Annotated in this window: 18 protein-coding genes and 1 tRNA gene; 13 read left to right on the top strand and 6 right to left on the bottom strand. The window is 52.1% G+C overall.

All coding sequences use genetic code 11. The annotated features are described in order from the left end of the window. Positions 1-2: 2 nt before the first annotated feature. Together hisH and K384_RS09955 are read right to left on the bottom strand one after the other, a co-directional pair. Positions 3-596: an imidazole glycerol phosphate synthase subunit HisH gene (gene hisH / locus K384_RS09960; protein ID WP_038031929.1), complete on the bottom strand. Its 594-nt coding sequence runs from the start codon at positions 594-596 to the stop codon at positions 3-5. Between the two features lie 62 nt (positions 597-658). Continuing rightward, on the bottom strand, positions 659-3,208 hold the full coding sequence (locus K384_RS09955) for a DUF5686 and carboxypeptidase-like regulatory domain-containing protein (RefSeq protein ID WP_169737645.1): 2,550 nt from the start codon (positions 3,206-3,208) through the stop codon (positions 659-661). 113 nt (positions 3,209-3,321) lie between these two features. Between K384_RS09955 and K384_RS09950 the strand changes: the two genes are divergently transcribed. Both K384_RS09950 and K384_RS09945 read left to right on the top strand, forming a co-directional pair. Further along, positions 3,322-4,686, top strand: a complete 1,365-nt coding sequence (locus tag K384_RS09950) for a DUF4403 family protein (RefSeq protein WP_169737644.1) — start codon at positions 3,322-3,324, stop codon at positions 4,684-4,686. Between the two features lie 33 nt (positions 4,687-4,719). Then, positions 4,720-5,523 carry a cysteine hydrolase family protein gene (locus tag K384_RS09945; RefSeq protein WP_038031922.1) on the top strand — a complete coding sequence of 268 codons (804 nt, stop codon included), beginning with the start codon at positions 4,720-4,722 and terminating at the stop codon, positions 5,521-5,523. A gap of 67 nt (positions 5,524-5,590) precedes the next feature. Here the strand turns inward: K384_RS09945 and K384_RS09940 are convergent, their stop codons facing one another. Then, positions 5,591-6,382 (bottom strand): (Fe-S)-binding protein, encoded by a 792-nt coding sequence (locus K384_RS09940; protein ID WP_038031920.1) that lies wholly within the window; start codon positions 6,380-6,382, stop codon positions 5,591-5,593. Between the two features lie 70 nt (positions 6,383-6,452). After that, on the bottom strand, positions 6,453-7,775 hold the full coding sequence (locus tag K384_RS09935; RefSeq protein WP_038031918.1) for a (Fe-S)-binding protein: 1,323 nt from the start codon (positions 7,773-7,775) through the stop codon (positions 6,453-6,455). Between the two features lie 100 nt (positions 7,776-7,875). Here K384_RS09935 and K384_RS09930 point away from each other — a divergent pair. Continuing rightward, a tRNA-Phe gene (locus K384_RS09930) sits at positions 7,876-7,948 on the top strand. A gap of 46 nt (positions 7,949-7,994) precedes the next feature. Here K384_RS09930 and K384_RS09925 read toward each other — a convergent pair. Next, positions 7,995-8,507, bottom strand: a complete 513-nt coding sequence (locus tag K384_RS09925; RefSeq protein WP_071837489.1) for an NUDIX domain-containing protein — start codon at positions 8,505-8,507, stop codon at positions 7,995-7,997. Between the two features lie 14 nt (positions 8,508-8,521). Next, positions 8,522-9,388, bottom strand: a complete 867-nt coding sequence (locus tag K384_RS09920; protein ID WP_038031916.1) for a substrate-binding periplasmic protein — start codon at positions 9,386-9,388, stop codon at positions 8,522-8,524. 211 nt (positions 9,389-9,599) lie between these two features. On the opposite strand from K384_RS09920, the gene K384_RS09915 reads away from it, so the two are divergent. The 10 genes from K384_RS09915 (at position 9,600) to K384_RS09875 (ending at position 21,981) form a co-directional block, all read left to right on the top strand. Continuing rightward, positions 9,600-10,022, top strand: a complete 423-nt coding sequence (locus tag K384_RS09915; protein WP_038031914.1) for an HYC_CC_PP family protein — start codon at positions 9,600-9,602, stop codon at positions 10,020-10,022. Between the two features lie 89 nt (positions 10,023-10,111). Continuing rightward, positions 10,112-13,945: an efflux RND transporter permease subunit gene (locus K384_RS09910; RefSeq protein WP_038031913.1), complete on the top strand. Its 3,834-nt coding sequence runs from the start codon at positions 10,112-10,114 to the stop codon at positions 13,943-13,945. Further along, positions 13,923-15,167: a TolC family protein gene (locus tag K384_RS09905; RefSeq protein WP_084147198.1), complete on the top strand. Its 1,245-nt coding sequence runs from the start codon at positions 13,923-13,925 to the stop codon at positions 15,165-15,167. Before K384_RS09910 ends, K384_RS09905 begins: the two co-directional genes overlap by 23 nt. Before the next feature lie 4 nt (positions 15,168-15,171). Continuing rightward, positions 15,172-17,217 carry a copper-translocating P-type ATPase gene (locus tag K384_RS09900; RefSeq protein WP_038031911.1) on the top strand — a complete coding sequence of 682 codons (2,046 nt, stop codon included), beginning with the start codon at positions 15,172-15,174 and terminating at the stop codon, positions 17,215-17,217. Beyond that, positions 17,214-19,004, top strand: a complete 1,791-nt coding sequence (locus K384_RS09895; RefSeq protein ID WP_038031910.1) for an efflux RND transporter periplasmic adaptor subunit — start codon at positions 17,214-17,216, stop codon at positions 19,002-19,004. The genes K384_RS09900 and K384_RS09895 overlap by 4 nt, the downstream gene beginning before the upstream one ends. A gap of 21 nt (positions 19,005-19,025) precedes the next feature. Beyond that, the gene (locus tag K384_RS13760) at positions 19,026-19,163 is read left to right on the top strand and encodes a hypothetical protein (RefSeq protein ID WP_157630128.1); all 138 of its coding nucleotides are present in this window, start codon (positions 19,026-19,028) and stop codon (positions 19,161-19,163) included. A gap of 13 nt (positions 19,164-19,176) precedes the next feature. Beyond that, a complete protein-coding gene (locus tag K384_RS09890) occupies positions 19,177-19,515 on the top strand; it encodes a hypothetical protein (RefSeq protein WP_157630127.1) in 339 nt (112 codons plus the stop codon). A gap of 89 nt (positions 19,516-19,604) precedes the next feature. After that, positions 19,605-20,183: a DUF3347 domain-containing protein gene (locus tag K384_RS09885; RefSeq protein ID WP_051633309.1), complete on the top strand. Its 579-nt coding sequence runs from the start codon at positions 19,605-19,607 to the stop codon at positions 20,181-20,183. Beyond that, positions 20,180-20,641, top strand: coding sequence for a heme-binding domain-containing protein (locus K384_RS09880; protein ID WP_038031907.1), 462 nt, complete (start codon positions 20,180-20,182; stop codon positions 20,639-20,641). The genes K384_RS09885 and K384_RS09880 overlap by 4 nt, the downstream gene beginning before the upstream one ends. Positions 20,642-20,652: 11 nt before the next feature. Continuing rightward, the gene (locus K384_RS09875) at positions 20,653-21,981 is read left to right on the top strand and encodes an NAD(P)/FAD-dependent oxidoreductase (protein ID WP_038031906.1); all 1,329 of its coding nucleotides are present in this window, start codon (positions 20,653-20,655) and stop codon (positions 21,979-21,981) included. Positions 21,982-22,139 lie beyond the last annotated feature (158 nt).

Here is a 22,139-nt window from a genome sequence, read left to right as displayed (position 1 = left end):
TCCTAAAACATCTTCAAGAAGTTCTCGAGCAAGCGGCTGCCGGCATCGGCGCTCTTTTCCGGGTGAAACTGCACCGCATAAAAATTGTCTTTATGTAGCCCGGCGCTGAAAGGCACGCCATATTCACAGCGGGCAATAGCATAGCGAGAAGTCCACTCGGCATAGTAAGAATGCACAAAATACATGTAGGCGGGTGCATCTATGCCTATCATCAAAGGGCTGTGCAGCTCATCGACGGTGTTCCAACCCACATGGGGCACCTTTAATGCACCATTGCGGTCAAAAGCCTTTACATCCACATCGAAAATGCCCAAGCAATCGGTATTGCCTTCTTCCGAATGGCGGCACATCAATTGAAGGCCGAGACATATGCCCAACACCGGCTGGTGCAAGGAGCGGATGACCTTGTCCAAGCCTTTATTTTTGAGGTATTGCATGGCGCTGGATGCTTCGCCCACGCCCGGAAAAATAACCCTGTCGGCACTGCGTAATAACTCGGCATTGTCAGTGATGACCGGCTCCACTCCCAAACGTTGCAAGGCAAACACTACCGATTGAATGTTGCCGGCGTTGTATTTTACGATGGCTACTTGCATGTTTTACTCTCTGTCTGCTTTAAGCAAAGAAAAGCATTCTTTTTGGCACTTGCAACGCCACTTTAAAATTTGATTTCGGCAGAAAACTTGATACCGAAGGGCTTAGCTTGCAGGCTGTCGAGATAAGTCAGGCGGTGAAAGAAGTCCACCCGGAAGAACTTGAAGATATTGTCAATGCCATAGCCTACTTCCACATAGGGTTTTTGGAAAGACAGCTCAGAAAAGCCCTCGACCAGCTGCCCGTCGGCTGTTTGCTGCGCCAGCAGCGCTTTGTTGCTTGCCCGGAGCCCGCCCCATACGGCATTGACCGAACCCACCAGACGCCATTCGAGCTTGTCGTTCACACGCCGGATGAGTGGCAGCTTGTTCAAAATGAAACCTTCGAAATAGTGCGCATAATGCACCGCCACGAAGTGGTCGCTTACAAACTCAAAGCCATTCATTTGGTTGAATGCCCTTTCCATGAGAATGGGCGTATTGTTGCCCAAGTGGGTGCGCAGCAGCGGATAGGGAATATCCGAAAAGATATAGCCGGCCGTAATGCTGTAGTTGGCGTGCCCTATGCCGAACACATTGGCGTTTTTTTGTGCCAGTTCCAGATATACTTTTTGATATTGGAAATCGCCATCGAGCAATCCTTTGAAACCGAGGATGGTCCAAAGTGTCAGGCGTGGGTTACGGTTGGCTATGTCCACCTCATCGAGATTGGCATCGCGCGTGAGGCGCACGGCACGTTGCAGGCGCAGCATGCCTATGACTTCGGTGGTGTGGATGCTGCTGTTGCGTGTTTGGGTGTCGGAGGGCGCAGGGTAATAAGCAAAAGGATAAAGCGGGTCCAAGGTGCTTTGTTGCAAGGTGAGCTGGGCGCGCACCAGCTGCGACAGGCGGCTATCTATCCATACGCTGTTCATGGTGCGAAAGAAGGGGCGGCGGGAAGCCAAATCAAGAAAGCGGTTCGAGGCGATGAACAGCTCCGGCAGGTCGTCTCTTTGGTCCAATTGAATCAGTGGTTCTATATCTGCCAGATGGCGCGCACCTATGAGCGTAAAGCGTTTCCTGCTCAGCACATGATAAAGACGCAGGTCATATTTCCAGCGCTCGTCTTGTGTGCCGTAAGCCACATAACCTTTGAACATCCACTTGTCGCTAAGGTGGTAGTTGGTGCGCAAGCCAAACCCCAGGCGGTGCCCTTCTATGTTGTTCCATGCGTAATAGCGGGCATAATGCCCGAAGTCAATCACACCTTTGCGCAAATAGCCCGTGGAAAGCACCTTGATAATGCCCGTATAGCGTTTTACCGAAGGCACTTGATTCAGCGTATCGATGAGGCGGTGAATCTGCGGGCGGAAGTCTGTACTGTCGCCGTCTATGGCACGGTACACCCTCAGCTTCTCGAGCTGTACCTTTTCGGAAGGCAGTTTCTTTTCCCTGATTTCATAAAAGCTGTTGGGATACGCTTGGTTGATGTGGTAGTTTTTGTAGTAAGAGTAGGTGCGGGCTACAATGGCGGGTATCAAGTCGGTAAATTCCGATATTTCGGTTTCGAAAAACATGCTTTCGGGTAACCATACGCCGCTTTGCGTGGGCGCCAGCACCTGCTCTACGGCAAGCGAGCGCACAAAGTTAATGTTGGCATTGGGGGTAATGTGAAGTTGCACCTTTCGCAGGGCATAATCTTCTTTGGTAATCCATATCCTGCCGGTAAAGGCAATGTCTTCTTCACGCAAGGGAATCACCTTGAGCTGATAACACATGAAGCCGCCTACTTCGAGGCTGTCTTCCAACTCGTAATCATAGACCAGCCACCACCCGTTGGCTAAAGGTGAGGGGAAGTACTTGCCCAAAATATTGATTTGGTTGCGGTAGAAATTATAATCGGTAAGATAGGTGTTGGAAAGAATATCTTGCAGAGCGGGGGCGTCTTCTATGCCTATGCCGGTGAGCTGCTGAGCTTCGACGTCTTCGCGGCGTTTGTAGGGGCTGTGTTTGACATATACCCGGCTTACTACCTCATTGACAATAACGGGAATGAGCGTATCGCCCTCGGCGGTGCGCAGCATGTCATAGCCGGCGGCCACTTGGCGCATATCTCTCACGAAACGCAGTTTGCTGATGCCTTTGTCGCTGCTTTTTACATATCCTTCAATGCGGTTGTAGGCTTCGTAGTCGTAAGCTTCCAGGCGGCGTTTGTCGTGCTCATCTTTGCGCTTGATGGCTTCGCGTATGATGCGGTAAGCCGGGTTTTCGCCGGGGGTTACCACCACTGCCTCAAGACTCAGTGCGTCGGGTTTCAGGGTGAAAGACAATCCCGTTTGCGACTGCGCCTTCAGCAGGGGATATTCTATGGTTTGGTAACTAATGAATTCAATGAGCAAGGTGTCGCGCACAAAGTCAAAAGTAAGCACAAAAGTGCCGTTCTCGTCGGTGGCTGTGCCTATATGGGGGTGGTTTTTTAAATACACATTGCAGGCAGGCATGGGCAAACCGCTTTCGCCATCTATGACCTTCCCCTGCAGCGTAATTTGCTGTGCCGCAAGTTGAAAGAGAGGGAGGTGGCACAGCAGCACAAGTAGATACAACCGCAGAGAGTATCCAAGTAAAGGTTTATTCATAGCCGTCATCCGTTAGCCTCCCTATGGGGTTTGGTTTTAATACCTAAATGTAAGAAATTGTAAAGCAAAAAAGCACTTTTATGCCTGCAGCTACTTTTATGCCAAAGCACGGTATGGTTCGGGTCTTGCTGTTGTGTGTCATACTGTGCATGACACAGTGTCGCTCAAAGAAACAGTTGTTGTCGCCCCCGCCGCCTGCCCCTTACTACCATACGCCTGTTGTGGAGCCCTTGGTTTCTACGGCAAGTGCCCGTCTTGAGCTTCCTTTCCGTTCATTGTCCGGTTTTGTCAATGCACAGCTGCCCGCCTTGCTTTACGAAGACCGTTTTTCACAGACGGGGATTGAAACCATCTATTTGCGGGTGTATAAACGCGCCCCCATCTCTTTTTACGGCAGGGGGGAGGAGCTCATCACCACCGTGCCTTTGCGCATTCATGCGGAGGTGAGTGCGTGGACTGTTGCCCGCAGCCTGAATTTCGCCTTAGACCTTTCCTTTGCTACCCGCCTCTCTTTTACTTCGGGGTGGGCTACCGATGCCCAAACGCGCCCCCATGGTTTTCGATGGGTAGAAAAGCCCTCTTTTTCCATAGCTGGCTTGAATTTCTCACTCGAAGAACCCATCGGGAAGCTCATCAAAGAACAGCAAGCAGCTTTAAGCAAAGTGCTGGATGAAGAAATAGAAAAGAACATACAACTTAAAGAATACATTCAGCCGGCATGGGACGCCATGACCGGCGTGTTTGAACTGTCGCCCGAATACCACACTTGGTTGGTGGTGGAACCCCGGGCAGTAGCCATGGCGCCCATCGAAGCGCGGCCTTATGGTTTAACTTCCGCTCTGAGTTTCCGTTTTGTGTCGCGAACGGTCATAGGCGAGAAGCCGGCAACGCCCGCCCGCAAGCCTTTGCCGCCCCTTTTGAACTTGAACAACCCGGACAACCACTTTGAAATATACCTGCCCGTAGGGATTTCCTTAGCCAAGGCAACGGACCTTTTGCGCACCCGCTACATAGGTGACTCCTTCAGCAGCGGGCGAAAGTCGGTAACCATACGCGACATAGCCCTCTACGGCAGCAACGAGTCCCTGATTATCGCTTTGGACATGGAGGGGAGCTATACCGGCAAGCTGTATTTGCAGGGCAAACCGGCTTATGACCCACAGCGCCAAGAAGTATTTTTGGATGAGGTGGATTTCGACCTGCAAACGAAAAGCTTTTTAATAAAATCGGCCAACTGGTTGCTGCATGGCAGCTTTCGTAAAAAGATAGAGGCTTATTGCCGCTTTCCTTTGGAGGCAGAGCTGACCGAAGCCCGCCGGCAAATAAACACCATGCTCAGCAACTACCGCCCCCACGAAATGCTGCTGGTCAATGGCGAAGTGCACGACTTGCTGCCACATGAAGTAAATATCGCACCGGATAATTTATTGGTTACTTTTCTGGCCAAAGGCGTGCTCAACATTCAATTGAATTTGTAAATTCAAACAGTATTCAAAAAAACAAACAACCCTATGAAACCTAAAGAGCATGCATTTTTGATCATCGATGCACAACAAGACTTTTGCTCGCCCGAAGGCGCCCTTTATGTGCCCGGTGCCGACAAAGACATGAACCGGCTTGCCAACTTGATATTGCATGAGATTGAGCACATCGATGCCCTCTACATTACCTTGGATACGCACCATGTGAATGATATTGCACACCCCTCTTTCTGGGTAGATGCCCACGGCAATCCCCCCAAGCCCTTTACCCAAATTACGGCGGCCGAAGTGAAGGCGGGAAAATGGAAAGCCCGCTTTGCGCCCGAAGAGGCTTTGGCATACCTCGAGCAGCTGGAAGCACAAGGCGAATATCCACATTTTATTTGGCCCGAACACTGCTTGTGGGGCACCAAAGGCAATGCTTTGTATCCGTCCGTAGCGCAGGCTTGCACCACTTGGGCGCGGCATCACGGCAAAAACTATGAAGTAGTGGTGAAGGGGACGCACCCGCTTACCGAACACTTTGGCGTGTTTCAGGCACAAGTGCCCCGCCTGGATGCCCCCGAGACCCAACTGAACGAAGCTTTTTTGGATGCCTTAGACGCCTATGCTCACATATGGGTAGCCGGCGAAGCCAAATCGCACTGTGTAGCAACCAGCCTCAAGCAAATCATGAATTACCGCCCCGCGATGGTCAAAAAACTGCATATCATAGAAGACTGCATGTCCGATGTAGAAGGCTTGGGGCATTTGGCACAACCCATCTACGAGGCTTTGAAGCAACAAGGCGCTCATTTTGTAAAGAGCAGCGAACTGCATTTGAAGGCTGTGTAAAGAGCACAAAAAAGTCCGGGCAAGCCATGCACATGCCCGGACTTCGTATGTTTGGCAAGCAGGAGGGCTATTCTTGTGACATCCAAACCAGTTCTGCCAAATCATACACTTTGATGCTGTCTTCTTTTTCTTTGTTCTTTACCCCGTCGGTCAGCATCACCAGGCAGAAGGGGCAGTTGGCAACCACTGCTTCGGGCTGTGTGTCAAGTGCTTCTTCTATACGCTCTATGTTGATATCCTTTTTGCCTTCTTCCGGTTCTTTAAACATCTGTGCACCACCGGCACCACAACACAGACCGAAACGGCGCGAGCGCTTCATCTCTACAAGGTTGGCGTCCAGGCTTTCAATGACCTCGCGTGGGGCTTCATACACATCATTGGCACGCCCCAAGTAGCACGAGTCGTGGTAAGTCAGGCGTTTGCCTTTGAAGGGACCACCTTCTTTGATGCGCAACTTGCCGCTGTCAATCAGTTCTTGCAGCAGCTGCGTGTGGTGAATCACCTCATAATTACCGCCCAAGTCGGGATACTCATTTTTCAGTGTGTTGAAACAGTGGGGGCAAGCCGTCACGATTTTCTTCACCCCGTACATGTTCAGCGTTTCCACATTGCTGATGGCTTGCATTTGAAACAGAAATTCATTGCCCGCGCGGCGTGCAGGGTCGCCCGTGCAGTTCTCTTCGGTGCCCAGCACGGCAAACTTAATGCCCACCTTGTGCAGTATTTTGCAGATGGTGGCCGTTACTTTTTTGTATCGCTCATCAAAAGAGCCGGCGCAGCCTACCCAAAAGACGATTTCGGGGCTTTCGCCTTGTGCTTGCAATTCGGCTAAGGTCGGTACTTTTATTTGTTCACTCATGATTCAAATCTTTTAAGTTCAGTTTTTGATGAAGTTGAAAATGAGAAGAAAGGACTGTAAAACGCCCGCTTTAGTCTTTATTGACCAGTTCCACCCAGTTGAAGCGGTCGGTGGGGGGGAACTTCCAAGGCGACATGCTGGTTTCCAAGTTATTGAACATCATGTTCCATTCGTTGGGGGTATCGCCTTCTTCCATGGCCACATAGCGGCGGATATCCAAGATGATGGACAGCGGGTTGATGCTCACCGGACAGGCTTCCACACAAGCGTTGCAGGTGGTGCAGGCCATGATTTCTTCTTTGGTGATATAGTCACCGTACAAGCTTTTTTCTTCCTTAATCTTTTCAAGCGACTTGCCTTCTTGCAATTGGCGCACTACCTCTTCGGCACGGTCGCGCGTATCCATCATGATTTTGCGGGGCGAGAGCTTCTTGCCGGTAATGTTGGCGGGGCAGTTGGCCGTGCATCGCCCGCACTCGGTACAGCTGAAGGCACTCATCAGCTGAATCCAGTTGAGGTCGGTCACGTCTTTGGCACCGAAGCGCTCGGGTGCCGGGCTGTTGTCTGCTTGTGCCAGTCCCAAGGCAATTTTCACTTCTTTGGTTACCTCGTCCATGTTGGGCATTTTACCCTTCGGCTCCAGCGAAGCAAAATAAGTATTGGGGAAGGCAAGGGCTATGTGCAGATGCTTGGAGTAGGTAACATAAATGGCAAAGCCAAAGATGCCCAAAATGTGGAACCACCATGCAAAACGCTCATAAAATACGAGGGTGGAGGTGTCCATGTTTTCAAACAGAGGCTGCAGCCATTGGCTGAACCAGAAGCTGCCTACTTGCACATAGTGCTCTACGCCACGGCTTTGCAGAATGGAATCCGCTGCATTCATACTAAGGAAAAACCACATGAGGGTAATTTCGAAGATGAGAATGAGGTTGGCATCCAAGCGGGGCCATTTTTTCATTTCGGCCGACCAGAAACGGGGTACTTTCAATACATTGCGGCGGATGAGGAAAATGGCACAGGTAACAATCACGCCCACGGCAAACAGCTCGAACAGGTTAATGAGCCAGCTGTATGCACTGCCCAAATAGGGGGCAAACAGACGGTGTGCACCGGTGATGCCGTCCAGTATGATTTCCAGCACTTCGATGTTGATAATCAAAAAGCCGGCATACACGATAAAGTGCATGATGCCTACCAAGGGTTTGTCAAACATTTTTTTCTGCCCGAAAGCCAACAGCAGCATGCGACGGAAGCGCTCGCTTTTTCTGTCATTGACCGGCTTTTTTTTACCGAGAAGAATGGCTTTCCGGATAAAATTCACCCTTCTGGCGATAAAGAAGCCGGCTGCACCTAAACAGAGCGCAAAAAGAATTTGAGGTAAATAACTCATAGCCAACGTTTTTTGGTTTAATGTTAAATTTTTTGCATAAAATTGTTTGTAAATATAGAATGTTTGCTCTAAATTTGCATTGCAAATCGGAACAAAACACGGAGCGGTAGCTCAGGTGGTAGAGCAAAGGACTGAAAATCCTTGTGTCGGCGGTTCGAGTCCGCCCCGTTCCACTTCGAAAGGGCATCTGTTTGAGATGCCCTTTTTTATTTTTCTTGCTCATGGAAGCCATGGCATCCATTGCCGGCGGCAGGCAGCCAATGCCGGGTGCAAATGATGCAGGCTGCTGTCCGACAGCTTTCGTAAGTAATCGAACGCATCGGTGACGATTTGCCGGTGGTCGAAAGCCAGGGGGGGCAGGTCGTCGAGTGCCCACCACTGCAAAGCGGCAGCATCATCATGCGCCACTGCCTTTGCTTCGTCCATTTGGCAGACGCCCAAGAACACCACCGAAACTACCCGTCCGCGGGGGTCACGCCCGGGAGCGCTGTAAACACGCCATTGATACAGCGCCAAGTTTTTCAAGCCGGTTTCTTCCTGCAGCTCGCGCGCGGCGGCTTGTTTTATGCTTTCGTGCTCGTCCATGAAACCGCCGGGCAATGCCCAGCAGCCGGCAAAAGGAGGGCGTTTCCGCTCGATGAGCAGCAAATGCGGCTTCCCTTCCCGGTCGATACCCAGCAGGAGGATGTCGGCGGTGAGGGCAGGGCGCGGATAGTCGTAGGTGTAAGGCATGGATGTTTGGGTTTTTAGGGAGTGTCAGTGCCCAGCAAAAGTTCGGTGGGAGCTTTGCCAAAGTGCTTTATCAGCAATTGGCGATAACGTGTGCTGCCCACAAAGCCTTCAAGGAATTCGTCCCATACGCCTTTCCAGTCGGAATTAAGAGGCATAATAAATCCAAAGTCTTCGTAAGTGCTGCCTACCGGGTGCACTTTCACGGGCAATTTTTGTTTGTTTGCCTCTACATAATAGGGGAAGTCTATTTTTCCAAAGGACTGAGGGGTTTCGGCTATCCTATATACCAGAGTAGCCGCCGAGCTTATATATTCTATAGACATTTCGGGGAAGTATTTTTGCTTCAACTCCAGCAGGTCTTGTTCGAAAGTGGAGTTGCGTACGGTGAAGGCCGTGCAACCGGCAAATACTTCCGGCATGTCGGTCAGGTTATACAGGGTAGGCAACGATTCATGCGAAGCAAGCAGCGCCCGGTTTTTAATATAAGGGCGTGTGAATTTCATCACTTTCTTGCGGGCATCGGTGATGGTGATGTTGGCCAAGCCAAATACACCGCCTTCGGCATTGATGACGTTGCTTAGAAAGATATTGAAGTCGTCGTTGGGTTTGTAAATAGAGAGAATGACACGCACCCCTTTCTCTTTTTCAAGAAACAGAATAAACTCTTTGAGAATATCCACACATAAACCGCTGAGTTTGCCTGCTTCATTCTTGTAGATAAACAGAGGCGTTTCTATGTAAGTGATGGTGATTCGTCCTACCCCGCGTTTTTCGGTAGTTTCCCAGCTGTCGCCACTAAGGCGTATGGTCTGCGCTTGGGTTGTGTTTGCAAGCAGCAGCGCGCAACAGCATAGTATAATCAATTGAGTCACCCGGTGCATAGTTATGGTTTTGATTTTGAGGATTGAACCGTTATCAAAGTTAGGAAAAAAATGGAATAGGGAACCGGGCTTCTGTTAAAGAACAAAGCTTTCTTTTGTTTTTTTGTTGCTGTACTCGCACACACGCAAGCTTTGGCTTCGTTGTTGTTTTGGAACTAAGTCCGGTATTTTTTAGTTTTACGAAAGAATCAAGCCCCATGCTCACTTGTTCATGAAAGCCTTTTTGTCCATATGGTTTGCCATGGTGATGCTGCTCAGCCAAACCGGCGTGAGCGTGTGGCGTCATTACTGCGGCAGCCATCTGGTAAAAGAGCAGAGGGGCATTGTGGTGCAGCCCGAAGGCTGCGGCATGGAGCAGATACAAGCTGAAGGCAGCCCCTGCCCCGGCGAAGCGCTTTCGAAAGCCGCCTGTTGCACCAATGAGTGGCACCTTTTGCAGCTGAAAGAAGATTACACACCTTCACAGGCCGCCTTGCCTTTGGCTTCGCCCGTGTGGGTGCTGTTGTTGGTTGTTTTCGTTCCCACCGTTTTTCTTCGCCGTCTTTTGCAGGCGCCCGTGCCCCTTGCCGTTTTTTCGCCCCCGCGGCGAAAGGGCAGGCAGTGGTTGCGCCTTTTGCGTCAATGGAGAATATAGACCGGCATACGTCTTGGTAAGCCGCAGGTAGTTTGTTGCCTGCCGGCTGTGCTTTTGTTTTTGTGCTTTCAACCAAAACGTACAGACGTATGCTGAACGCTATTATTCGTTTCTTCCTTGAAAATAAACTGTTTACCGTACTTGTTTTATTGATTTTCGTTGGCTGGGGCTTGCTTACAGCCCCTTTCGACTGGGACTTTCTGCGCGCTTTGCCACGCGACCCGGTGCCCGTGGATGCCATTCCTGATATAGGTGAGAACCAGCAAATTGTGTTCACGGAATGGGAGGGGCGCTCGCCGCAAGACGTGGAAGACCAAATCACCTATCCGCTTACTACTTACTTGTTGGGCGTGCCGGGGGTGAAGACCATCCGCAGCACTTCTATGTTTGGTTTTTCAAGCATTTACATCATCTTCAACGAGGATGTGGATTTTTACTGGTCGCGGGCACGCATCTTGGAAAAACTGAACGCCCTGCCCGCGGGCTTGTTGCCCCCGGGCGTGCAGCCTGCCTTGGGACCCGATGCCACCGCTTTGGGGCAGGTATTCTGGTACACACTCGAAGGGCGCGACGAGCAGGGACATCCCACCGGTGGTTGGGACCTGCACGAACTGCGCAGCGTCCAGGATTACTACGTGCGCTATGCCTTGAACTCGGTGGAGGGCGTGTCGGAAGTAGCTTCTATTGGTGGTTTTGTGAAAGAGTATCAAATAGAAGTAAACCCTGATGCCCTGAAACTGTACGGCATCACCTTGAAAGAGGTGGTAGAAGCGGTGCGGCGCGCGAACCGTGACGCCGGCGCCCGCACCATTGAGGTGAACCGCGCAGAATATCTGGTGCGGGGCTTGGGGTATGTCAAAACTGTAAAAGACCTGGAAGAGGCGGTGGTTACCTTGCGTGAAGGCACGCCCATACGCCTGAAAGACATCGCTTGGGTGCGTGTAGGTCCGGCTCCCCGCCGCGGTCTGCTCGACAAGGAAGGTGCCGAAGTGGTAGGAGGCGTGGTTGTTGCCCGCTATGGCGCCAATCCGCTGGAGGTGATTCAAAAAGTAAAAGAAAAGATACGGGAGATAGCGCCCGGCTTGCCTGAAAAGAAGCTGTCAGACGGGCGCGTGAGCCGGCTGACCATCGTGCCTTTTTATGACCGTTCCACGCTCATTTACGAAACCCTCGGCACTTTGGAAGAAGCTCTGACGCTCGAAATCCTGATTTCCATACTGGTGGTGGTAGCAATGGTGTTGAATTTGCGGGCGTCGGTGCTGATTTCTTCCTTGCTGCCCATAGCCGTGCTGATGTGCTTTATTGCCATGCGCTATTTTGGCATCGATGCCAACATTGTGGCTTTGTCGGGTATTGCCATTGCCATAGGCACCATGGTCGATTTGGGCATCGTGCTTTCCGAAAGCATCATTCAGCAAATAGAGCAGGCACCGCCGGGGCAAAGCATGCGCGAAACGGTGTATAAAGGCGCCGCCGAAGTGTCGGGTGCCATCTTGACGGCCGTAGCTACTACCGTCATCAGTTTCTTGCCGGTGTTTGCACTGCAAGCCGCCGAGGGCAAATTGTTTCACCCCTTGGCATATACCAAGACGTTTGCACTGGTGGCCTCCCTTTTGGTGGCATTGCTCATCTTGCCGGCTTTTGCTCATTGGTTCTTTGGCGTACGTTTCGATAAAAGCAAACTGCGTTGGGTGCGCCTGCTGCTTCTGCCCGTAGCATTGCTTTCCTGGTGGGTGGCAAGCACTTGGGCTGCCGTGGTGCTGTCTTTGTTTGCTTTTCGCGCTCTTTTGGAACTGCCCTTCCTGCAGAAGCGTCTGCCCCCTGCGGTGGCAGCCTTCAACCGCCAATATGGTGCCGTTCTGATTGCCGTCTTTGCGGTGCTGTGGTTGCTGGCAGACTACTGGATGCCTTTGGGTGCTGCGCGCCCTTTTTGGCAAAACATGTTGATGGTGGCTTTGATGGCGGGCAGTGTCTTGCTGCTGTTTACCCTTTTGGAGCGCTATTACCGTCCCATGCTTGCGTGGTGTTTGGAACACAAAAACATCTATCTGGCGATTCCCTCGACCTTGCTGCTTTGGGGATTGCTGGTGTGGCTGGGCTTTCAAAGTTTGTTTGGTTGGGTGGCGCGTGGTTTCGATGCCGTGGGGTGGAACATACGCACCACTGCTCTGTGGAGTACCATGGTGCATGCTTTTCCCGGTATTGGCGAAGAGTTTATGCCTTCGTTGGATGAAGGCAGCTTCTTGCTGATGCCTACCAATATGCCGCATGCCGGGGTGGAACACAACCGCGAGGTGCTTGCACAAGTTGATATGCTGCTGGCCGGCATCCCGGAGGTGGAGTTGGTCGTAGGCAAAGCCGGGCGGGTAGAGTCTGCCTTAGACCCTGCGCCCTTGTCTATGTTTGAAAATATCATCAACTACAAGCCGGAGTATGTAGTTGACGATAAGGGGCACCGTGTACGCTTTAAGGTAGATGAAGCCGGGCGCTTCGTAACCCGTTCGGGCAAGGCCTACACCAACGAAGAAGCCCTGGCGGCCGGGGTGTCGCCACAGGAGCTCATCCCCGACGACGGGGGGCTGTACTTTCGCAACTGGCGTGCCCACATTCAGTCGCCCGATGACATATGGCAAGAGATAGCGGCACGCACGCAAATACCGGGACTCACTTCCGCACCCAAATTGCAGCCCATAGAAACACGCCTGGTGATGCTTCAGACAGGCATGCGTGCGCCCATGGGTATCAAAGTGTACGGTCCCGACCTGAAAACCATCGAACAGTTCGGCTTCGAGCTGGAAAAAATACTCAAACAGGTGCCTTCAGTGAAGGCAGAAGCTGTGTTTGCCGACCGCGTGATAGGCAAGCCTTACCTGCAACTGCGCATCAAGCGTGAAGAAGCTGCCCGCTTCGGTTTGAAGGTGGAAGATATCCTGCAGTTTATAGAAGTGGCCATCGGCGGCATGCCGCTGAGCACCACGGTCGAAGGACGCGAGCGCTACCCGGTGCGGGTGCGTTACCCGCGGGAATTGCGCGACACACCCGAAGCCATTGCCAAAACCTTGATTGCCACACCCACAGGCGCACAAATACCTTTGGAGCAGGTCGTAGAAATAGAGTACACCCAAGGACCGCAAGCCATCAAGAGTGAAGATACCTTCTTGGTGAGTTATGTGCTGTTTGATAAAAGAGATGGCTTTTCCGAAGTGGAGGTGGTGGAAGCAGCCCGCCGGGCTATTGAACAGCGCATTTCAGCAGGAGAGTTGAAAGTGCCTGCCGGGGTGAGTTTCAAATTTTCGGGCAGTTATGAAAACCAAGTGCGCGCCGAAAAACGCCTTGCCGTCATTCTGCCGCTGGTTTTGGTGCTTATTTTCCTGATTCTCTACTTGCAACTGCGCGAAGTATCCATGGCACTGATGGTCTTCACCGGGGTGGCAATAGCCTTCAGTGGTGGCTTTGTACTCATTTGGTTGTGGGGACAGCCCTGGTTTGCCGATTTTACCCTGTTTGGGCAAAATCTTCGCCATCTGTTTGGCATGCACCCCATCAACCTGAGTGTAGCCATTTGGGTAGGCTTCATTGCGCTCTTTGGCATATCTACCGACGACGGTGTATTGATGAGCACTTATTTGCGGGAATCTTTGAAAAAGAACCGCCCTGACGGCATGCAAGCCCTCAAGGAGGCAGTCATCGAAGGGGGAGCCCGCCGCATACGGGCATGTGCCATGACCACGGCCACCACTGCCATTGCCTTGCTGCCCGTGCTCACTTCTACCGGGCGCGGCGCCGACATCATGATTCCCATGGCTATCCCTACCATGGGCGGCATGCTCATCGACATCAGCTCTTACTTCCTGGTGCCTGTATTGGTATATTGGCGTGAATCTCTGAAAATGAAACGACATGAAAACAAAAACAATGCATAAATACGGTTTGGCACTGCTGTTCGTGATGATGGCTGGGGTGGTCCGTGCCCAAATACCGGAGCTCTACCGCCGGCAGCTCATAGAGCAAAATCCCGCCTTGCAAGCGCAGCGTAAGATGGTAGAGGCTTACCGGCAACGCAGCCTGCAGGCCGGTTATTTGGCTGAACCCACTGTAAGCGTTGGCTGGTTTTTGTTACCTGTAGAAACCCGTTTGGGTGCACAGCGCCTGCGTTTGTCTGTCAATCAAATGTTGCCTTGGTGGGGCACATTGAAAGCCGGGCGGCGTGCGGCCGCTGCCGAAGCCCGGGCGCAAGCCTTATACTGGCAAGCCGGGGCAGCTCGTGAGTGGATGCTTTTCAGCAAGACCTACTGGGCGTGGTTTGAGTGGCAGGCTTGGTATGCCATTGAATTGGAAAATGTACAGTGGCTGGAGCAATATGAGCCTATTTTACGCAGCCGCCTGGCATCGGGAAAGGCTTCCATGGCAGACTACCTGCGCCTGGATGTGCAATTGCAGGAAGCGCGCCTTAGTTTGGAAGCCCTCAAACAAAAAGCCTATCCATGGCAGGTACAACTCAACCGCATGCTCAACCGCCCAGACAGCACCCGCCTGTTGCCGCCCGATACCTTACTGCCACCTGACAGCCTTTTGTTGGCAGTCGATAGCCTGATGGCGGATGCCCACCCGCGGGTACAAGCGCTGGAGCACCTGCAGGCAGCCGCAGCAGAACAACAGACCTTGGCAAAGCTGCAGCGCAAACCACGTTTTGGGCTGGGGCTTGATTATGTGGTGGTAAGCAAGCGTCAAGACATGAATGTAGAGCAAAACGGGCGCGACATACTCATGCCCATGCTGTCGGTGTCTTTGCCCCTGTGGGGCAAGCGCTACCGGGCAGCCGAAGCCGAAGCCCTTGCCCGTCAACAAAGCGTGGAATATGAAATGCGCCAAACGCTCAATGAGTTGCAGAGCCAAGCTGCCCAAGTGCAGTTTGAACTGTGGGAAAGTTACCGTTACTACCGGCTTTATGGCGAAAACATCGACAAAGTACACACAACCCTGCAGTTGTTGCTGACAGCCTACGGGCAAGGTCAAAGCGATTTTGAGGAAGTGCTCCGGGTGCAGCAGCAGCTGTTCGAATACAAGAAAAAGCAAATATCGGCTTATGTGCGCTTTCAAAAAGCCAAAGCCGACTGGGAATATCTGAACACACAAACCTACTAATATCATGAATCAACACGCCTCTAAACACGATAACCACACACAGCATGCCCATCATCATGGACATGCGCAGGAGCACAACCACGGGCATGACCATCACGCCCATATGGTATCCGATTTCCGGCGCCGCTTCTGGATTTCTTTGATACTTACCTTGCCCATCCTTTTGTTGTCGCCCATGCTACAGTCATGGGTGGGCATCTCTTGGCAGTGGGCACCGGCTGCTTATGTACAGCTCGCCTTGGCTACGGCTCTTTTCTTTTACGGAGGGCTTCCTTTTCTGAAAGGTATGAAGCAGGAACTGGGGCGCCGTCAACCCGCTATGATGACCCTGGTTGCTTTGGCTATTTCGGTAGCTTATTTCTACAGCACCGCAGTAGCTTTACAACTTGTTGAAGGTAAGCCTTTCTTTTGGGAATTGGCATCGCTCATTGACATTATGCTACTGGGACACTGGTTCGAAATGAAGTCTGTCATGGGGGCTTCGCGGGCGCTGGAAGCACTCAGCCAGTTGTTGCCGGCTACTGCCCGGCGGCGCAAGCCGGATGGCAGCTTTGAAGAAGTTAAAGTAGAGCATTTGCAAGCGGGCGATGAAGTAGTGATACGCCCCGGCGAGCGCATCCCTGCCGATGGCGAAGTCATAGAAGGCGAGAGCTATGTCAACGAATCGATGCTTACGGGAGAGTCGGTGCCGGTAGCCAAGAAAGCGGGTGACCGGGTGGCGGCGGGTTCGGTCAACGACCATGCCGTTTTGGTGGTACGCGTTACCCATGTAGGCAACGACACCTACCTGAACAAAGTCATAGCCATGGTACAAGAGGCACAAAAAAGCAAGTCGAAAACCCAAAACTTGGCAGACAAAGCCGCGGCATGGCTTTTCTACATAGCGCTGGGAGTGGGGGCGCTCACCTTCATTATTTGGTGGAGCAGCGGCAGTCCGCTCGATTTTGCTTTGGAACGTGCCGTTACTGTCATGATTATTGCCTGTCCGCATGCATTGGGCTTGGCAGTTCCTTTGGTTGTGGCTATTTCTACTACTATTTCAGCGCAAAACGGCTTGCTTATTCGCAACCGCACTGCCTTTGAAAATGCCCGCAAAATCAGTGTGATGGTTTTTGACAAAACCGGCACGCTCACCCAAGGCAACTTTGGCGTACGGCGTTGTGGCTCCCTGCATCCTGACTACACAAAAGAAAAGGTACTGCAGCTGGCTGCCTCTTTGGAACAACACTCGGAGCACCCCATTGCTCATGGCATAGTGAAAAAAGCCCAAGAGGAGGGAGCGTCTCTTTTAGAAGTTACAGCTGTGGAAAATATTACCGGCAAGGGGATTAGAGGAGAGTATGAAGGGAAGGAGCTGATGATTACCAATACGGCTTTTTACAAGGAGCAATACGGCGACTTGCCTGCAGAGGCAGAAGGCGATGGCACCGAAACGGTAGTGTTGCTGATATACGATGGGAAGCCAATCGGTTATCTTGCTTTGGCAGATGCCTTGCGTGAAGAGTCAAAACCGGCGGTAGAGCAGCTGCATCGCATGCATATCAAAGTATTCATGGCCACCGGCGACAGCCATCGCGTGGCAGAGGCAGTAAGCAAGAAGCTGGGCTTGGATGGCTTTTATGCCGAAGTATTGCCCGACGAAAAGCAGCGCATCGTAAAGGAATTGCAACAACAAGGTGAATTTGTGGCCATGACCGGCGACGGAGTAAATGACGCGCCCGCTTTGGCACAAGCCGATGTGGGGATTGCCGTAGGTTCCGGCACAGACGTTGCCGCCGAAACGGCAGATATCATTTTGGTAAACAGCAACCCGCAAGACATTGTGCATTTGATTGTGTTCGGCAGGGCTACTTATCGCAAGATGCGCCAAAACCTGTGGTGGGCTACCGGCTATAATCTCTTTGCCTTGCCTTTGGCCGCCGGTGTGCTGGCCCCCTGGGGCATTATGTTAAGCCCTGCCATTGGTGGTGTATTGATGAGTGTAAGTACCATTATCGTTGCTTTGAATGCTCAATTATTGAAAAAACAAGTAAAGTTGCATCAGTCATGAAAACCATACTTCGATATTTGAAAGACCGCCGCCTGTTGGCTTTATTGTTGTTTGCTGCCGGTTTGTTGGCGGGTTATTGGCTCAGTCCTTCAGCCCCTGACCGTGCGCCTGTTGCCCATGATGAGGGCGCACACACGCAGGCGCAAGTTTGGACTTGTTCCATGCACCCGCAAATACGCCAAAACGAACCGGGTAAATGTCCTATTTGCGGTATGGATTTGGTGCCTGCCAATACGCTTGATGATGGTGGGCAAGCGCCTGCTTATGCAGTAAAAATGACACCCACGGCCATGGCACTGGCGCAGGTGCAAACCTTCAAGGTAGAAAAAGGGAAGCAGGTCAAGCAGCTGCGTCTCAATGGGCGGGTGGCCGTCAATGAGCAGACCGTGGCCACACAGCCGGCACACATTCCGGGGCGGGTCGAGCGCCTGATGATAAACTTTACCGGGCAGTATGTGCAACGTGGGCAGGTGATGGCTTATATCTATTCGCCCGAGTTGATTAGCGCCCAAGAGGAATTGCTGCAGGCAGTGCGCCTTCAAGGCACCACTTCGCCACTGGTGGAGGCCGCCAAGGAAAAACTGCGCAGCTGGAAGTTCACCGACCGTCAGATAGAACACATCATAACCGGAGGCAGCGTGCAACGGGTATTTCCGGTGCTTGCCAATGTGTCGGGCTATGTGGTGCGAAAGCAAGTGAATGTAGGCGATTACGTAAGCACCGGGCAAAGCCTTTTTGAAATTGCCGATCTCTCTACCGTGTGGGTACTGCTGGATGTGTACGAAGAAGACTTCCCCTGGATACAGCGCGGCATGCGGGTAAGCTATCATTTGCAAGCATTGCCGGGAAAAACTTTCGAAGGCATCGTCGATTACATCGATCCGGTAGTGGATCCCCAAAGCCGCGTGGCACGTGCCCGGGTGGTGCAAGCCAACCCCGGCGGGCAGTTGAAACCCGGTATGCTGGTGGTGGCAGAGGTGCAAGCCGCCCGCCGGCAAGCGGCACAAGCCCTGCTGGTGCCCAAAACGGCTGTGATGTGGACGGGCAAGCGCTCGGTGGTATATGTGATGAGCCGGCATGACAGCGGCATTTACTTCGAAATGCGGGAGGTAGTGCTGGGTCCTTCTTTGGGTGACTTCTACGAAATAGAAAGCGGTTTGCAAGAAGGCGAAGAGATAGCCGTTTACGGCACCTTTGCCATCGATGCGGCAGCCCAGCTTGCCGGAAAACCAAGCATGATGAATCGGCAGGGGGGAGCAGCTTTCACCGGGCATCATCATGGCGGCATGCATGCGGAGGCCTCCCCTTCCAAAACGAAGGCGGATGCAGTGCCTGCAAGCCTGTTACCCTCTTTGCGCCTTTTGCTTGACGACTACGACCGCCTGAAAAACGCTTTGGTCAATGACGACGGGGAGGCAGCCCGCAAGGCAGCACAAAGCATGCTGCGCCATCTAAAACAGATACCCATGAAAGCATGGAAGGGCGAAATGCATGGCTTCTGGATGCAACAGACAGAGCGCATTCAACCGGCAGCGGCAACTATCGCCCAAACCCAAGACATAGAAAGCATGCGTCGTGCTTTCTTGCCTCTTTCCGAAGCCTTTATTGCTTGGGCAAGCCGTCTGCCCGTGGCTGAAGATACTTTATATGTGCAGCACTGCCCCATGGCAGATAATAATGAGGGCGCCTATTGGTTGAGCCGTGAAAAAGACATACGGAATCCCTATTTTGGAAGCAAAATGCTGCGCTGTGGTTCGGTGAAACAAATGCTTACACCCCGTCAGTAAAGCTTAAAACATGGATTCGCTATGAAAGATTGTTGCAAAGATGCCTTTCAGAACCATCGACCGCCCAGACAGTGGAAACAATGGCTCAATCAAATCATCAGCATCCTGCTGGGCTTGCTGGTGTTGAGTATACTTCTTTTTCAAATCTTTAAACCTTAAAAACAAAAAAGTTATGATGAAAAAAATCGTAGTAGCTCTTGCCGTGGCTTTTGCCATGAGCCTGACCGCCTGCTCCGGCGAGAAACAAGAAAAACAAGAAGAAAAACAGGAGCAGCAAAGCGAACAAATGCCCATGCATGAAGAAGGGCACGAAGGCATGCACGAAGACATGCACAAAGAAGAAAGCCATGAAGGCATGCATGAAGAGCACATGCAGCAAGCCGGGGTGATGTATCAATGCCCCATGAAGTGCGAAAAAGACAAGATGTATGACAAAGAAGGCGAATGCCCGGTGTGTCATATGCCGCTTGAGAAAGTAGAGGCAAAAACTGAAGGTCAAAAAACCGAATAAGACAGTCTCAGTATGGCAGGGGGCTTCGCTCCCTGCCGCCTCTTGCTTGATTGCGAGTATTAAAAAAATTAACCAAACTTCTAAAAGTCATGAAAGCAAAACACTTATTCATTTATATGTTAGGATTGTTGCTGTTTGCGGCATGCAAGCCGGAAGCAGAGAGCAACACAAAGCAAAAAGAAAAAGAACACAAGCAATCCACCGAAACTACCACGGACGAAGCGAAGGCATCGCCGGTATCGACGAAAGCCATCGTGGATAGCTACCTTGCATTGAGCCGGGCACTTGCTGCCGACGACGCAGAAAAGGCGGGCGAAGCCGCCAAGCAGCTGGAAGCTGCCTTGAAAGAGCATGCACAACAGCCGGCTGCCGGACAAGCAGAAATAAAAGAAATTCTGGAGAGTGCCATGGAGCATGCACGTCATATACAAGAAAGCATCGATGAAATCCATCACCAAAGGGAGCATTTGAGTATCTTGAGCCAAGACATCAAGGACCTGTTGCAAAAACAAGGGGTAGAACAAAAACTCTACTGGGCACATTGCCCCATGGCTTTCAACAACAAAGGAGCCTACTGGATAAGTGCCACAGAAGAGATTGCTAATCCCTACATGGGCGCTAAAATGCCTGCCTGTGGGCGGATAGAGTCAGAAATAAACAAACCATGAGCCGTAGACTTCAATGGATAATAGGGGCAGTAGGCATCGTTTTTCTCATGCAGCTGCTGCCTGCCCCTGCTGTTGAGGCACCCCCGCCGCATGAGTGGCGTCACAAAGATTTCATACGCCAAGTGAAGCCACCGGCAGAACTTGCTGCTTTGATTCGAGCTGCCTGCTATGATTGTCACAGCTATGAAGGGCGCTTGCCTTGGTATGCCCACCTGCAGCCGGGCAAATACTGGGTGCGCAAACATATACATGAGGGACGTGAAGAGCTGAACTTCTCTTTATGGAGCGATTACAGCAGCCGGCGGCGTCGCAACAAACTGAATTCCATTGTGTCGCAAATCAAAGACCGGAGCATGCCCCCTGCCTACTACACCCCTCTGCATCCGGAAGCCCGTCTCACCTCCTTTGAACGGCAGCGTTTAATTCGCTACTTTGAATCTCTGATGTCACAACCATAACAAACGCAGCTATGTCTTACCCCACTCAACCCGTTTGCCTGCCCGACACCAATCTGCCCCGTCTGGTAGTAGTCGGCGGCGGTTTTGCCGGCATGAATCTTATCAAACACCTGCCCAAAGGGCGTTTTCAGGTGGTGCTTATCGATAAAAACAACTTCCATCAATTCCAACCCTTGCTCTATCAGGTGGCATCGGCGGGCATAGAACCCGACAGCATTGCTATGCCCCTGCGCAAGCGCTTCAAGGGCTATCCCGGTTTTTATTTCCGTATGGCCGAAGTCTTGGAAATAGACGCCGTGAGGCGCCGCCTCATCACCGACATAGGGTGGATTGCATACGATTACTTGGTGATAGCTACCGGTAGTGAAACCAACTACTTCGGCTTGCACGACGTGCAGGCAAATGCTATCGGCATGAAAAGTATCCGGGACGCCCTGAATATGCGCAGCCTAATTCTGCAAAATCTGGAGCAGGCGGTTTATACCTGCGATAAACAAGAACAACAAGCCTGCACCACCTTTGTGGTAGTAGGCGGTGGACCCGCCGGCGTGGAAATGGCAGGCGCACTTGCCGAATTCAAGCGTTATATCCTGCCTGCCGACTATCCCGAATTGCACCAAGAAGACATGCAAATTTACCTGCTGGAAGCCGGCAACCGCCTGTTGGCAGGCATGTCGGAAAAAGCCGGGCAGAAGGCGCTGAAATACCTGCAAGATTTGGGCGTGCATGTGGACTTGGGCGCCATGGTGCAATCCTACGACGGCGAAACGGTGCGCATCAAAGACCGCGAACCATTGCGGGCACGCACCGTCATCTGGACCGCCGGCGTGAAGGGCAGCCATCCGGGCGGGATTCCACGGGAAGTGGTGGGCGCCGGCAATCGCTTGTTGGTCGATGAATACAACCGTGTGAAAGGCTTTGAGCGCATCTTTGCCATTGGCGATGTGGCTGCTATGGTAAGCGATGCCTACCCCAAAGGGCACCCTATGGTGGCACAGCCCGCCATTCAACAGGGCAGGCATCTGGCAGGCAACCTGTTGCGTTTGTTGGAAGGGCAGCCCCTGCGTCCTTTTGTGTATCATGACAAAGGCAGCATGGCGACCGTAGGCAAGCGCAAAGCCGTTGCCGACATAGGCAAGCGCCGTTTGGCCGGGCGTCTGGCTTGGTGGCTGTGGTCTGTGGTGCACTTGCTGGCCATCAGTGGTTTCCGCAATAAACTACTGGTCATGCTCAACTGGATGTGGAGTTATTTTACCTATGAAAAAGGCAACCGCCTCATTATTCGGCGCTATAAACCCCGGGCGCAACAGCAAAAACCTGCCGGACAGCCGGAGACATAAACCCCCGGCACCCCGCCCAACCGAGCTTTCCCTTTGCCATCCCGGGCGAAGCACAAGCGTAGTTTGTCATTTCGAATCTCACGCAGTGAGGTGAGAAATCTCATCAAACCAAGCCACAAGAAGCAAAGAGATTTCTCGCTGCGCTCGAAATGACAGGG

Source organism: Thermonema rossianum DSM 10300 (assembly GCF_000426825.1).
In the GTDB taxonomy this organism is placed as follows: domain Bacteria; phylum Bacteroidota; class Bacteroidia; order Cytophagales; family Thermonemataceae; genus Thermonema; species Thermonema rossianum.
The sequence above is the reverse complement of the archived record's forward strand: the minus strand, read 5'-3'. Positions and strand labels throughout refer to the sequence as shown.

What these genes read in the sequence shown, in the direction of transcription:
- hisH (WP_038031929.1), bottom strand. Translation starts at nt 596, where the DNA reads ATGCAAGTAGCCATCGTAAAATACAACGCCGGCAACATTCAATCGGTA.
- K384_RS09955 (WP_169737645.1), bottom strand. Translation starts at nt 3,208, where the DNA reads ATGAATAAACCTTTACTTGGATACTCTCTGCGGTTGTATCTACTTGTG.
- K384_RS09950 (WP_169737644.1), top strand. Translation starts at nt 3,322, where the DNA reads ATGGTTCGGGTCTTGCTGTTGTGTGTCATACTGTGCATGACACAGTGT.
- K384_RS09945 (WP_038031922.1), top strand. Translation starts at nt 4,720, where the DNA reads ATGAAACCTAAAGAGCATGCATTTTTGATCATCGATGCACAACAAGAC.
- K384_RS09940 (WP_038031920.1), bottom strand. Translation starts at nt 6,382, where the DNA reads ATGAGTGAACAAATAAAAGTACCGACCTTAGCCGAATTGCAAGCACAA.
- K384_RS09935 (WP_038031918.1), bottom strand. Translation starts at nt 7,775, where the DNA reads ATGAGTTATTTACCTCAAATTCTTTTTGCGCTCTGTTTAGGTGCAGCC.
- K384_RS09925 (WP_071837489.1), bottom strand. Translation starts at nt 8,507, where the DNA reads ATGCCTTACACCTACGACTATCCGCGCCCTGCCCTCACCGCCGACATC.
- K384_RS09920 (WP_038031916.1), bottom strand. Translation starts at nt 9,388, where the DNA reads ATGCACCGGGTGACTCAATTGATTATACTATGCTGTTGCGCGCTGCTG.
- K384_RS09915 (WP_038031914.1), top strand. Translation starts at nt 9,600, where the DNA reads ATGAAAGCCTTTTTGTCCATATGGTTTGCCATGGTGATGCTGCTCAGC.
- K384_RS09910 (WP_038031913.1), top strand. Translation starts at nt 10,112, where the DNA reads ATGCTGAACGCTATTATTCGTTTCTTCCTTGAAAATAAACTGTTTACC.
- K384_RS09905 (WP_084147198.1), top strand. Translation starts at nt 13,923, where the DNA reads ATGAAAACAAAAACAATGCATAAATACGGTTTGGCACTGCTGTTCGTG.
- K384_RS09900 (WP_038031911.1), top strand. Translation starts at nt 15,172, where the DNA reads ATGAATCAACACGCCTCTAAACACGATAACCACACACAGCATGCCCAT.
- K384_RS09895 (WP_038031910.1), top strand. Translation starts at nt 17,214, where the DNA reads ATGAAAACCATACTTCGATATTTGAAAGACCGCCGCCTGTTGGCTTTA.
- K384_RS13760 (WP_157630128.1), top strand. Translation starts at nt 19,026, where the DNA reads ATGAAAGATTGTTGCAAAGATGCCTTTCAGAACCATCGACCGCCCAGA.
- K384_RS09890 (WP_157630127.1), top strand. Translation starts at nt 19,177, where the DNA reads ATGATGAAAAAAATCGTAGTAGCTCTTGCCGTGGCTTTTGCCATGAGC.
- K384_RS09885 (WP_051633309.1), top strand. Translation starts at nt 19,605, where the DNA reads ATGAAAGCAAAACACTTATTCATTTATATGTTAGGATTGTTGCTGTTT.
- K384_RS09880 (WP_038031907.1), top strand. Translation starts at nt 20,180, where the DNA reads ATGAGCCGTAGACTTCAATGGATAATAGGGGCAGTAGGCATCGTTTTT.
- K384_RS09875 (WP_038031906.1), top strand. Translation starts at nt 20,653, where the DNA reads ATGTCTTACCCCACTCAACCCGTTTGCCTGCCCGACACCAATCTGCCC.